Raw genomic sequence first — 12394 nt, 5'->3', positions numbered from 1 at the left:
GTGGGCGGGCCCTCAGCCCCGGCGGTACTCCAGCATCGCGGTGACCGGGCCGTCGGTGCGGTGCCCGTGGCGGCGCAGCCAGCCGTCGAGCTTGCCCTGCACCGTCGGCAGGTCCGGGCGCCGGTGCGGCTCGGTGCGCATCGCCTGCTTGAGCAGCGCCAGGTGTGCGGTGCGGCTCGGCAGGTGGGTGAGCTTCGCCCCCGCCGCGGCCGCCCGCAGCCCGGCGACGGCGTCGGCGGACTCCCCGCGCGGTGGGTGCCCGCTCAGCGCGAACGACACCGCCGCCGCGAGCTGCCAGGCGTCGGAGGCGGGCGAGGCGGGCTTCCCGGCCGCGGCCTCCGGCGCCAGGTAGTCCGGCGTGCCCAGGACGTAGCCGGTCTGGGTCAGCGTGGAGTCGCCCTGCTTGCGCGCGATCCCGAAGTCGATCAGGTGCGGGTGCCCCTGCGGGTCGACGACGATGTTGCCGGGCTTGATGTCGCGGTGCAGCACCCCGGCACGGTGCGCGGTGTGCAGGGCGCCGGCGATGCCGGTCCAGATGCGGGCCGCGGAGATGTCGTCCACCGGGCCCTGCTCGCCGACGAGCTGGCCCAGGGACATGCCGTCGACGTACTGCATGACGATGACCAGCCCGTCCATGCCCTGCAGGCCCGGGTCGGACGAGGCGTGCAGCAGGTCGTGGATCTGCACGCAGCAGGGGTGGCGCAGCGCGCCGAGCGCGGCGGCCTCCCGGCGGATGCGCTCCTCGGTCTCCGGGTCCGCGGCGTGCGCGGACTTGACCGCGACGGTGTGGCCGAGCTTGGCGTCGTGGGCCAGCCAGACCCCGCCGAAACCACCGGCACCGAGGCGGCGCATCAGCCGGAACCGGGGCGCCCGCGGCGGACCGCCCGCCACGGGTGCGACGAGCGTGGGCCGGCGCGGCGGCCCCGCCGGGGGCCGTCCCGCACCGGAGACCGGGCCGCGGGCCGCTCCCGGCACCGGGCCGCGCAGCGGACCCGCGGCGGGGTGCGCGGCCGGGCCGGTGAACGGCGGCGGTCCGGCGGGCGGGCGCCCGGCCGGGCCGGGGGCGTACCCGGCGGGCGGCGGCGCGCCGTACCCGGACGGCGGGCGGGGCGCGGCGGCGAACCCGGCATAGGGCGCGGACTGCTCGACCGAGGACGGCCCGCGGGTGCCGTTCGTCCCGGCGGTGCCCGGGGTCTCGCGGGCGGAGAAGCGCTGGGCGAGCCGCTCGGCGACGCTGGGCGTCGCGGCGGCGCCGGACTGCGGGGCGAGCCCGTCGCCGCCACCGCGCCCGGCCCGCGACGACCCGGTGCCGGTGCGTCCCGCGGCGGGTGGCTCGGCGCGGCGCGGCGGCGCGTCGCGCCCGGCGCGGATCCGCTCGACCGTCGCCCGCGACGGTGCGGGGAACAGCGGGACGATCAGCACCCCGGCCAGGCTCGCGGCGAGGATGCCGACCCACAGGTGCTCGGCGGTGCCCGCGGGGACCCCGCCGGTCAGCACGATCAGCGCGAACAGCGGGAGCCAGAAGAACTTGGCGGGCCAGCGGGGCCCGCGACGCAGCGCGGTGCGCGCCTGGACCGCGACGAGCACGGTCGCGAGCAGCGGCACGACGCCGAGCAGGGCGACGGAGGTGACCGAGGTGACGACGTCCCCGCCGATGGACCCGGCCACGGTGCCGCGGCCCAGGTAGCTGCTCTGGGTCCCGACGACGCTGCAGGTCTCGACCCGGATCGACGAGGTGGCCGACGAGCTCAGCCCGGGGACGGCCGGCACGCCGGCGGTGGCACGGCTGAACACCCCGCCCGCCCCGACGAACACCGCCAGCGGGAGCAGGCCCGCCGACAGCACTCCGATCCCGGCCAGCAGCACGGACTCGGCCGAGCCGTAGCCCGACGAGGACCCGGAGCCGATCCCCCGGCGCAGCAGCGCGACCAGCGCCGCACCCGCGGTGGGCAGCAGCCCCGTCAGCACGCCGAGCGCGGTGACCGACCAGGCCCAGTCCCCCGGGCACACGTCCGGCACACCGAGCCCGCGGATGCCCTCCAGAACCCCGGCGACGAGCGCCACCAGCGCGTCCACGCCCGTCCTCACCCCCGAACTCGCTCCGGGTGCGGCCACCCGGACTGCCCACTATCGCATCACCCGGGTGGGGCCCGGCGGAGCAGCGGGTGCACGGGGGCGCGCGCGGGCGGGTGCAGCGGGGTCAGCGCACGAAGAGGTCCAGGTCGGTGTTGAACCGGTCGAGCAGCTCGGCCAGGGAGTCGCGGTCGTGGGTCGGCCAGTGCGCGATGACCTCGCGCAGCGGCGCCAGGCGGGCCTCGCGGACCTGCTCCCGGGCGGCGAGGCCGGCCGGGGTCAGGGTGACGCTGACCGAGCGGGGGTCGCGCTCGTGCGGGGACACGTCGACCAGGCCGGCCCGCGACAAGCGCGAGACCTGGCGGCTGGCGGTGGGCTTGGAGACGCCCAGCTTGCCGGTCAGCGCGGTGAGCGAGAGGGCGCCCTCGTCGTCGAGCAGCATGAGGACCGGGTAGGTGTAGCGGTCCACGGCGTCGTTCGCGCCGTAGCCGTGGGACCACACCGACTCCATGGTGCGGCGGACCAGCAGCGTGATCTGCTTCTCCAGCGAGTGCAGCGGGTCCTGGGTCGCCGTGGCGAGACCGCCGGCCGCCACGGTTGCGTCGTCGTCAATCGGGCCAATCGGACGTTCCGTCATGATTCGCATGCTACACAGGTTGCGGACTGCAACATTGACGATCGCAATCACGTAAGCGGATCGAAAGGTTCGTGCGCCTTCACGCAACGATGCTGCGCCGAACGGGTGTGATCAGCGACGCCTGTCGTCGAAAGTGCTGGACGAACCGCCCATCACCGGACGGAGCGCCCACGTCGTGTTACCCACGTGTTGCGGCTCGCAATCATTAGCGTTGCAATCGATCTTACCGGGCGGCGCGGCCCGGGCCACGAGATCGAGGAGGCGCTCAACCGTGTGCGGAATCTGCGGCTGGATCGACTACCGACACGACCTGGGGGCGGACGAGCACGCCCGCACCCTCGCGGCGATGAACGAGACGATGTCCTGCCGCGGACCGGACCAGCAGGGCGTGTGGGCCCAGGGTCCGGCGGCGCTGTGCCACCGCAGGCTCGCGGTCATCGACATCGAGGGCGGCCGCCAGCCGATGACCCTCGACGAGGGCGGGGCCCCCGCCCTGCACATGGTCTACTCCGGCGAGACCTACAACTTCCGCGAGCTGCGCGAGCAGCTCGCCGCCGCCGGGCACCGGTTCCGGACCTCCAGCGACACCGAGGTCGTGCTGCGGGCGCACCGCGAGTGGGGTGCGAAGGACCCACGGGACGTCGCCCGCCGACTCAACGGCATGTTCGCCTACGCCCTGTGGGACTCCGGCACGAACGAGCTGGTGCTGGTGCGTGACCGCCTGGGCATCAAGCCGCTGTACTACTACCCCACCCCGCACGGGGTGCTGTTCGGCTCCGAGCCCAAGGCGATCCTGGCCAACCCCGAGGCCGAGCGGGTCGTCGACGCCGAGGGCCTGCGCCGGGCGCTGGCGTTCGTCTCCGACATGTCCAACGCGGTGTTCCGCGGCATGCGCGAGGTCCCGCCCGGCTGCGTCGTGCGGGTCTCGCGGGACGGCGGCGTCCGCGAGGAGCGCTACTGGCAGCTCACCGACACCGGGCACACCGACGACGTCGACACCACCGTGCACCACGTCCGCGAGCTGCTCGAGGACACCGCGCTGCGCCAGCTCTACGCCGACGTCCCGCTGTGCTCGCTGCTCTCGGGCGGGCTGGACTCCTCGGCGCTCACCGCGCTGGCCGCGAAGCACGTCGACGGCACCGTGCGGTCCTTCGCGGTGGACTTCGTCGGCTACGCCGACAACTTCGTCGCCGACGACGCGCGCGGCACCCCCGACTCCCCCTACGTGCACGAGGTCGCCGAGTACGTCGGGACCTCGCACCGCGACATCGTGCTGCGCACCGAGGACATGATGGACCCGGCCGTGCGCCGGGCCACGGTGCACGCCCGCGACCTGCCCGCCGGCATCGGCGACATGGACTCGTCGCTGTACCTGCTGTTCTCCGCGATCCGCAAGGAGTCCACGGTCGCGCTGTCCGGGGAGTCCGCCGACGAGGTGTTCGGCGGCTACCGCGACTTCCACGACCCGGAGACCGTCGCCGCGGACACCTTCCCGTGGCTGGCCGGGCGGATGATGAACGCCGACCAGTCCGACCCCGGGCTGTTCGACCGGGCCCTGTGGGACAAGCTCGACGTCCCCGGCTACCTCGACGACCAATACCGGGCCGCGCTCGCCGAGGTGCCGGAGCTGACCGGCCCGGCCGCCGACGACCCGCACGAGCGCCGGATGCGCGAGATCTGCTACCTCTACCTGACCCGCTGGCTGCCGGTGCTGCTGGACCGCAAGGACCGGATGAGCATGGCCGTCGGGCTCGAGGTGCGGGTCCCGTTCTGCGACCACCGCCTCGTCGAGTACGTCTTCGGCACGCCGTGGGCGCACAAGAACTTCGACGGGCGCGAGAAGTCGCTACTGCGCCACGCCACCTCCGACCTGCTGCCCGAGTCGGTGGTGCAGCGGGTCAAGAGCCCCTACCCCTCCACCCAGGACGACTCCTACGAGAAGTCGCTGCGCGACCAGGTCGCCGAGATCGTCGGGCAGGGCGACGACGCGCCCGTCGCGCCGCTGGTGGACCGGGCGGCGGTGCGGCGCAGGCTCGACGAGGGCGGTGGCCACGAGGCCAACTCGATGGGCCGCCGGATGCAGCTGGAACGCATCATCGACCTCAACACCTGGATCGGCGACTACGACGTGCAACTCTCGCTGTAGCCCCGTGGCAGGTTCTCCCCGTGGGTGGTTGTGTGGGTACCGACCCGCACGACCACCCACGAGGTGAGGCCACATGGGACTGACCCGCACCGACGGCCCGCTGTCGCCGTACGCGCCGACCACGGTGAACTACGCGATCGACGGCCCGCCGCACAAGCTGCTCATGCATCCGTTCCCGAGGCGGGTGCGGGCGGAGTTCGCCGGGCGCACCGTGCTCGACACCCGCGGCGGGTTCCTCGTCCACGAGTCGAACCTGCTGCCCGTGCTCTACGTCCCCGAGACCGACCTCGACCAGGACGTGCTGGTCGCCACCGACCACACCACGCACTGCCCGTTCAAGGGCGACGCGTCCTACCGGTCGCTCGTCGTGGGCGACCGGATCGCCGAGAACGCCGTCTGGCACTACCCCGAGCCCGTGGCGGCCGCACCCTGGCTGCGCGGGCTCGCCGCGGTGTACTGGAACGCCGCCGACGCCTGGTACGACGAGGACGAGCAGGTCTTCGCCCACCTCACCGACCCCTACACCCGGGTCGACGTGCGCCCGACCCACCGCGAGGTCGTGGTCACCCACGTCGCGACCGACGGCGTCGAGACGGTGCTGGCCCGCTCGGAGCACCCGTGGGTGCTGTCGGAGACCGGGCTGCCGAACCGCTGGTACCTGCCCGCCGCCGACGTCGCCGTCCCGACCACGCCGAGCGGGCTGCGCACCCGCTGCCCCTACAAGGGCGAGGCGCACTACGAGCACGCCGACCTGCCCGGCGGGACCCGGCTGGCCGAGGTGTTCTGGCACTACCCCGACCCGCTGCCGGAGTCGGCGCGGGTCGCGGGACTGCGGTCCGTCGCGGGCGGCAGCCGGGACGACGGCTCCCGGGTCGTGGTCACCGTCGACGGCGCCGAGGCCTGAGGGGATCCGGCAGCGCTCAGTCCTCGTCGGCGACGATCAGGGCCTCGATCGCGGGCAGCGCGGCCTCCAGCGCGGCGCGCTGGGCGGCGTCGAGCCGGTCGAGCCGGCGGGCGACCAGCGCGGTGCGCTGGCTGCGGACCTCGCGCAGCCGGTCGAGCCCGTCGGCGGAGATCGAGATGAGCACGCCGCGGGCGTCGCCCGGGGCCGCCGCGCGCTCGACCATGCCCTGGTCGTCCAGCGCGGACAGCACCCGGGACATCGTCGGTGCGGTCACGCCCTCCCGACGGGCCAGCTCCGACAGGCGCAGCGGGCCGTGCTGCTCGACGGTGACCAGGGTCGACAGCTGCAACGGCGGCAGCGACTCGGAGCCGTCGATGCGGATCCGGCGGTTCAGCCGGCCCACGGCCAGCCGCAGCCGGGATGCCACCTCGTCGTCGCTCGTCTCGAAGCGGCTCGACACCACGGTGCCGCCGGAGCCGCCGGACTCGCTGCCCGATCCCTCACTCATCGCCCCATTCTGCCAAAGAAGTGATGAGCAATGGCATCGGCCCTCGGAGCGGCGGGGTCGTGGAAGGGTCGGGGAGATGGAGACCCCCGACCCCGTCGCCCTCGCCGGCTCGCTGATCGCCCTCGACACCCGGGGCGGCGGGGAGCGCGCGGCCGCCGACCTGCTCGCCGGCCTGCTCGACGACGGCGGCTTCACCGTGCGCACCGAGCCCGACCCGGCCGACCCGGCGCGGGCGAACCTGGTGGCGCGCCGCGGCGACGGCCGCCCGCCGGTGACCCTCACCGGGCACCTCGACACCGTCCCCGCCGACCCGGCGGGCTGGTCGTTCGACCCGCACGCCGGTGACGTCGTCGACGGGCGGCTGCGCGGGCGCGGCAGCACCGACATGAAGGCCGGGGTCGCGGCGCTCGTCGTCGCGGCGCTGCGCAGCGACCCGGCCACCCCGCTGCAGCTGGTGTTCACCTTCGGCGAGGAGACCGGCGGCGACGGCGCCCGCCTGCTCACCGGCCTGGAGCCGTCACCGCTGCTGGTGGTGGCCGAGCCGACCGCCAACCGGGTGCTGCACGGCCACAAGGGCGTGCTGTGGCTGCGGCTGGTGCAGCACGGGGTCGGCGCCCACGGGTCGCGCCCCGAGCTGGGCGACAACGCACTCGTCGCGCTCGGCCGGGTCGCGGCGGCGCTGCACGACCACACCTGGCCCGTCAGCGCCACGCACGGCGCCGCCACGGCCAACCCCGGGACGCTGCACGCCGGGCTGCAGCCCAACCTGGTGCCCGACCGCGCCGAGCTGGAGGTCGACCTGCGCCTGGTCCCCGGCCTGGACGCCGCCACCGCCCGCGACGAGGTCGCCGGGATCGCCCGCGCCGCGCTGGCCGCCACCCCCCACCGCGGCGTCCCGGACGTCGAGGTCCGCCTGGACCTGCCCGCCGTCGCGACCGACCCGGCCGACCCGCGGGCGGCCGCGGCCGCGACGGTGCTCGGGTACGGCGGGCCGGCGGCGTACGCGTCCTACTTCACCGACGCGTCGGTGCTCGTCGGGGCGCTCGGGGACCCGGCGGTGCTGGTGTACGGGCCCGGCGACCCCGAGCTGGCGCACGTCACCGACGAGACCTGCTCCGCGGCCCGGGTCGGCGAGGCCGCCGACGCCCTGGTCCCGGCGCTGGTCAGAGCTTGCGCAGCCGCACCCGCGTGACGTCGTGGCTCGGCCCCTTGGTCAGCACCGCGCTGGCCCGTGAGCGGGTGGGCAGCACGTTCTGCTCCAGGTTGGGCTGGTTGATCGTCGCCCAGATGTGCTCGGCCCGGGCCACGGCCGCGTCGTGGTCGAGCTCGGCGTAGCGGCGGAAGAACGACTGCGGGTCCCGGAACGCGGTCTCGCGCAGCCGCAGGAACCGCTCCACGTACCAGCGGCGGACGTCGGCCGTGGCGGCGTCGACGTAGACCGAGAAGTCGATGAAGTCCGACACGGTCAGCGCGCCCGCGACCGCGGGCTGGAGCACGTTGAGGCCCTCGACGATGAGGATGTCGGGGCTGCGGACCACGAGCTGGGAGTCGGGCACGATGTCGTAGACCAGGTGCGAGTAGACCGGGGCGCTCACCTCGGGGCGGCCCCCCTTGATCTCGGAGACGAACCGCAGCAGCTTGCGGCGGTCGTAGGACTCCGGGAAGCCCTTGCGCTCCATCAGCCCGCGGTCCTGCAGCTCGGCGTTGGGGTAGAGGAACCCGTCGGTGGTGACCAGCTGCACGTCGGGGTGCTCCGGGGAGCGGGCCAGCAGCAGGCGCAGCAGCCGCGCGGTGGTCGACTTGCCGACCGCGACCGAGCCGGCGATCCCGATCACGAACGGGGTGCGGGCCCCGCCCGAGCCGAGGAAGCGCCGGTAGGCCCGGTAGAGCCGCCCGCCCTCCTCCACGTGCAGGTTGAGCAGCCGCGACAGCGGCAGGTATACCTCGCGGACCTCGTCGAGGTCGACGAAGTCGCCGTAGCTGCGCAGCTGCTCGAGCTCCTGGGCCGACAGCGGCACCGTGGTCGAGGACGCGAGCTGCGCCCAGGAGCGGCGGTCGAAGTCCACGAACGGTGAGGCGCTCCCCCGGGCCAGCCCGGAGCTGCGCCGGCCGCCGTACTGCGGGGGCGCCGCGGCCGCGCGGGTCGCGCGCTCCGACGGGGGCGTCGGCTGCGGGGCGCTCACCGCTGCGCCGCGGTCGGGGCCCCGGCCACCGGCCCCCGGCGGCCGTCCGGGGGACCCGGTGGCGCGGGGAGCGGTGCGGAGGGCGACGTCGCCGTGGTCATGGCTGACCAACCTAGACCCCGGTCACGGCCCGGATCACCGTCGGGACGCCGTGAGATCACTCGCAGCTCCCGTCGGGCGGGCCGGGCGCGGCCGCCGTATCGTCGTGCACCGTTTCTCCCTGATGGAGGCCCTGAGCTCCGTGTCCGTCCTGCTCTCCTGTCTCGGGCTGCTCGCGGTCGTCGCGCTCACCCTGGGAACCGCCGTCTCCGTCGCCTCGGAGTTCTCCCTCACCGCGCTCGAGCGCAGCCGCATCGACGCCGCCGTCGCCCGCAGCGACGACCGGCGGACCCGCTCGGTGCAGCGGGCGCACGCGGGCCTGTCGTTCCAGCTGTCGGGCTGCCAGCTTGGCATCACCGCCACCACCCTGGCCACCGGCTACATCGCCGAGCCCGCCGTCGCCGAGCTGATCCGGCCGGTGCTGGAGGCCGTCGGGCTGCCCGCCGGGATCGCCTCGGGCACCGCCACCGTGCTGTCGCTGGTCCTGGCGACGGTGCTGTCGATGGTGTTCGGCGAGCTGGTCCCGAAGAACCTCGCCATCGCCCACCCGATGGAGGTGGCGCGCTCGGTGGTGTGGCTGCAGGCCGGGTTCGCCGCGGCGTTCCGCTGGCTCATCACCGGCCTGAACACCGCGGCCAACGCCATCGTGCGCCGCCTCGGCATCGAGCCGGCCGAGGAGCTGCGCTCGGCCCGCTCCCCCGGCGAGCTGAGCTCGCTGGTCCGGGCCAGCGCCGAGAGCGGCAGCATCGACCCGGGCACCGCGGTGCTGCTGGAGCGCTCGCTGCGCTTCACCGACCGCGTCGCCGAGGACCTGATGACCCCGCGCGTGCGGGTGGAGACCATCGACGCCACCGACACCGTGACCGACCTGGTGGCGCTGGCCCGCCGGTCCGGGTTCTCCCGGTTCCCGGTCGTGGACGGCGACCCGGACGTCCCGCTGGGGCTGGTGCACGTCAAGCAGGCGTTCTCGGTCCCGCCGGCCCGCCGCGCCGACACCGCGGTGCGGGACCTGGCCCGGCCGGTCGAGACCGTGCCGTCGTCGCTGGACGGTGACGAGCTCATGACCCGGCTGCGGGCGGCCGGGCTGCAGACCGCCGTCGTCGTCGACGAGTACGGCGGCACCGCGGGCCTGGTGACCATGGAGGACCTGGTGGAGGAGATCGTCGGCGACGTCCGCGACGAGCACGACCGCGGCGAGCAGAACCGGGTGCGCCGCCTCGGCGACGGGGTGTGGGCACTGTCCGGGCTGATGCGCGACGACGAGGTCGACGAGGCCACCGGCTTCCGGATGCCGCACGGGGAGTACGAGACCCTCGCCGGCCTGGTCGTGGCCCGGCTGGGCCGCATCCCCGACGTCGGCGACGCCGTCGAGGTCGACGGGTGGACCCTCGAGGTCCTGCGCCGCGACCGCAACCGGGTCGCCGAGGTCCGGGTGGGCCGCACCACCGACCGCGCCACCGACCGCACCGCGGCGCACGGGGCGGTGCCGGCGTGAACGACCTGATCGCACTGCTCGCCGCCGTCGCCCTGCTCGGGGTGAACGCGTTCTTCGTCGCTGCGGAGTTCGCACTGATCTCCGCCCGCAAGGACCGCCTGGAGGCCATGGCCGACGGCGGGTCCGCCGGGGCGCGCCGCGTGCTCGACGCCTCGCACGACCTGTCCCGGATGCTCGCGGCCTCCCAGCTGGGCATCACCATCGCCTCGCTGCTGCTCGGCCGGCTCGGCGAGCCCGCCGTCGCGCACCTCATCGACGGGCCGCTCGCCGCCGTCGGGGTGCCGGAGGCGTTCGCCTACCCGGTCGCGTTCGCGGTGTCGCTGATGATCGTCGTCGTCGCGCACATGATGCTCGGCGAGATGGTGCCGAAGAACATCTCGATCGCCGGTCCCGAACGCGCGGCGATCCTGCTGGTCCCGCCGTTCCTGGTGTGGACCCGGGTCACCCGCCCGTTCATCGACCTGTTTAACGCGATGGCCAACGGCACCCTGCGCCTGGTCGGGGTGACCCCGCGCGACGAGCTGGAGACCGCGTTCACCACCGGCGAGCTCGCCGAGATGCTGGGCGACTCGCGCCGGGAGGGCCTGCTCGACGACTCCGAGAGCTCCCGGATCGAGCGGACCCTGTCCTCGGCGGAGGCGACCGTCTCCGACGTCGTCGTCGCGCTGGAGGACCTGGTCTGCCTCGACGCGGGCCCCGGCGGGTCGACGACGGTCGCCGCGCTCACCGAGGCCGTGGAGCGGACCGGGTACTCCCGCTTCCCGATCCGCGGCGCCCAGGGCAGGCTCACCGGGTACCTGCACGTCAAGGACGTGCTGGACCTCGCCGACTCCGAGTCGGCGACGATCCCGCCGCAGCGGGTGCGCAGCCTGCCCTCGGTCCCGGCCTCGGCCCGCCTGGACGAGGCGCTGGCGACGCTGCGGGCGGCCCGGGCACACCTGGCCCGCGCCGTCGACGGGCACGACACCACCGTCGGCATGGTCACCATGGAGGACCTCACCGAGGCGTTCGTCGGCAGCGTCCGCGACGCCACCCACGCCCCCGGCACCCCGACCTGACCCGGGCGGGTCGTACCGTCGGACACCGTGCCCACGCCCTCCGCCCCCACCGCCGCCGTGCCCGTCCTCGACGGCGCCGCGTGGCGGGCGCGGGCGGCGGCGCACCGGGAGCGGGTCGCGGTGTGGACCGTGCCGCACCGCGAGCGGCGACGGCACGGCGAGCCGCACCCGGTGTGGGACTTCCTGTTCACCTACTACTCCCACCGCCCCGCCCAGCTGGAGCGCTGGGACCCGGGTCCCGGGGTGGCGCTTGCCGACGCCGCGGAGCTCGCCGACCGCCCCGGCCACGTCACCCGGCCCGACGGCACGGTGCTGTTCGACCCCGCGGCGGCGCCGGCGCGGCTGCGGACGACGGCGGCGTTCGTGCACCGGCTGCTCACCGCCACCCGCTCCCGGGCGCCGCGGCTGGGCTGCTTCGGCCTGCACGAGTGGGCGATGGTCTACCGCACCGACGACGCCCGGCACCGCGACACGGTGCCGCTGCGCCTCGGGCGGGCGGGCACCGACGCCGTCGTCGAGTCGGCGCGGATCAGCTGCACCCACTACGACGCCTACCGGTTCTTCACCGACGCCGCGGCCCCGCGCAACGAGCTCGTCCCGACCCGGGAGCGGCAGGTCGAGATGGAGCAGCCGGGCTGTCTGCACGCGACGATGGACCTCTACAAGTGGGCCTACAAGCTCGCCCCGGCGGTGCCGTCGGAGGTCGTGGCCGACTGCTTCGCCCTGGCCGCGGACGTGCGCGAGCTGGACATGCGGGCCTCCCCCTACGACCTGTCCGGCCACGGGTTCGACCCGGTGCCGATCGAGACGCCCGCCGGGCGCGCCGAGTACGCCCGCGCCCAGGCCGGGTTCGCCGAGCGGGCGGCGCCGCTGCGCGAGGAGCTGATCGACCTCGCGGGGCGCCTCGCCGGGGCCGGTGACCGGCCCGGGAACGACGACGGGGCCGCCGGGGAGGTCCCCGGCGGCCCCGCGACCGCGTAGCGGCTCAGCTCGCGACGAGCTCGTCCAGCAGGCCGTTGCGGGCCGAGGCGACCAGGTCGGCGAACTGGTCCACGCTCATCTGCACGCGCTGGCCGAAGTCGTCGGTGACCACGATGCGCTTCTCCGGCGCGGCGGCGTCGTCGACGTACAGCTCGGGGCATCCGCAGTTGCAGCTGCCGCAGAAGGTGGCGATGTGTCGCACTCGGGTGCTCCTCGTCGTCGGTCCGGGGTGGCGGGACGGGTGCCCGCGCCGTCGTGAGGGGTCGCGCATCCGGGCCCGCCGGTTCCGGGCGTCACCCGATGGGGTCAA

General features: G+C 75.0%; 11 protein-coding genes. 6 read left to right on the top strand and 5 right to left on the bottom strand.

From position 1 onward, the window contains the following. Window positions 1-12: 12 nt before the first annotated feature. Together MTO91_RS13825 and MTO91_RS13820 are read right to left on the bottom strand one after the other, a co-directional pair. Window positions 13-2076, bottom strand: coding sequence for a serine/threonine-protein kinase (locus tag MTO91_RS13825; RefSeq protein ID WP_476651432.1), 2064 nt, complete (start codon window positions 2074-2076; stop codon window positions 13-15). A gap of 124 nt (window positions 2077-2200) precedes the next feature. Next, window positions 2201-2710, bottom strand: coding sequence for a MarR family winged helix-turn-helix transcriptional regulator (locus MTO91_RS13820; protein ID WP_476651431.1), 510 nt, complete (start codon window positions 2708-2710; stop codon window positions 2201-2203). A 271-nt stretch (window positions 2711-2981) separates the two neighbouring features. Between MTO91_RS13820 and asnB the strand changes: the two genes are divergently transcribed. Further along, on the top strand, window positions 2982-4856 hold the full coding sequence (asnB, locus tag MTO91_RS13815) for an asparagine synthase (glutamine-hydrolyzing) (protein ID WP_476651430.1): 1875 nt from the start codon (window positions 2982-2984) through the stop codon (window positions 4854-4856). 73 nt (window positions 4857-4929) lie between these two features. After that, complete coding sequence (locus tag MTO91_RS13810) at window positions 4930-5760, top strand: DUF427 domain-containing protein (protein ID WP_476651429.1); 831 nt, start codon at window positions 4930-4932, stop codon at window positions 5758-5760. Between the two features lie 16 nt (window positions 5761-5776). On the opposite strand, the gene MTO91_RS13805 is transcribed toward MTO91_RS13810, so the two are convergent. Then, complete coding sequence (locus MTO91_RS13805) at window positions 5777-6268, bottom strand: MarR family winged helix-turn-helix transcriptional regulator (RefSeq protein ID WP_476651427.1); 492 nt, start codon at window positions 6266-6268, stop codon at window positions 5777-5779. Window positions 6269-6344: 76 nt separating this feature from the next. On the opposite strand from MTO91_RS13805, the gene MTO91_RS13800 reads away from it, so the two are divergent. Next, window positions 6345-7460, top strand: a complete 1116-nt coding sequence (locus tag MTO91_RS13800; protein ID WP_476651426.1) for a M20/M25/M40 family metallo-hydrolase — start codon at window positions 6345-6347, stop codon at window positions 7458-7460. On the opposite strand, the gene coaA is transcribed toward MTO91_RS13800, so the two are convergent. After that, the gene (coaA, locus tag MTO91_RS13795; RefSeq protein ID WP_476654877.1) at window positions 7432-8361 is read right to left on the bottom strand and encodes a type I pantothenate kinase; all 930 of its coding nucleotides are present in this window, start codon (window positions 8359-8361) and stop codon (window positions 7432-7434) included. The two genes, MTO91_RS13800 and coaA, sit on opposite strands and share 29 nt — an antisense overlap. A gap of 313 nt (window positions 8362-8674) precedes the next feature. On the opposite strand from coaA, the gene MTO91_RS13790 reads away from it, so the two are divergent. Genes MTO91_RS13790 through MTO91_RS13780 form a run of 3 tightly spaced genes read left to right on the top strand, consistent with a single transcriptional unit; the run spans window position 8675 to window position 12084 of the window. Beyond that, window positions 8675-10045, top strand: a complete 1371-nt coding sequence (locus MTO91_RS13790) for a hemolysin family protein (RefSeq protein ID WP_405421822.1) — start codon at window positions 8675-8677, stop codon at window positions 10043-10045. After that, window positions 10042-11103, top strand: a complete 1062-nt coding sequence (locus MTO91_RS13785) for a hemolysin family protein (protein ID WP_476651425.1) — start codon at window positions 10042-10044, stop codon at window positions 11101-11103. Before MTO91_RS13790 ends, MTO91_RS13785 begins: the two co-directional genes overlap by 4 nt. A 27-nt stretch (window positions 11104-11130) precedes the next feature. Continuing rightward, complete coding sequence (locus MTO91_RS13780; protein ID WP_476651424.1) at window positions 11131-12084, top strand: 3-methyladenine DNA glycosylase; 954 nt, start codon at window positions 11131-11133, stop codon at window positions 12082-12084. A 4-nt stretch (window positions 12085-12088) separates the two neighbouring features. Here MTO91_RS13780 and MTO91_RS13775 read toward each other — a convergent pair whose 3' ends face one another. Beyond that, the gene (locus tag MTO91_RS13775) at window positions 12089-12286 is read right to left on the bottom strand and encodes a hypothetical protein (RefSeq protein WP_208820333.1); all 198 of its coding nucleotides are present in this window, start codon (window positions 12284-12286) and stop codon (window positions 12089-12091) included. Window positions 12287-12394 lie beyond the last annotated feature (108 nt).

This window comes from Pseudonocardia sp. 2-7 (assembly GCF_056341085.1).
Note: the sequence above shows the minus strand (reverse complement) of the source record. Positions and strands in the feature narration are given on the sequence as shown.

Coding starts and splice junctions, on each gene's coding strand:
- MTO91_RS13820 (WP_476651431.1), bottom strand. CDS start 2,710: ATGACGGAACGTCCGATTGGCCCGATTGACGACGACGCAACCGTGGCG.
- MTO91_RS13810 (WP_476651429.1), top strand. CDS start 4,930: ATGGGACTGACCCGCACCGACGGCCCGCTGTCGCCGTACGCGCCGACC.
- MTO91_RS13805 (WP_476651427.1), bottom strand. CDS start 6,268: ATGAGTGAGGGATCGGGCAGCGAGTCCGGCGGCTCCGGCGGCACCGTG.
- MTO91_RS13800 (WP_476651426.1), top strand. CDS start 6,345: ATGGAGACCCCCGACCCCGTCGCCCTCGCCGGCTCGCTGATCGCCCTC.
- MTO91_RS13790 (WP_405421822.1), top strand. CDS start 8,675: ATGGAGGCCCTGAGCTCCGTGTCCGTCCTGCTCTCCTGTCTCGGGCTG.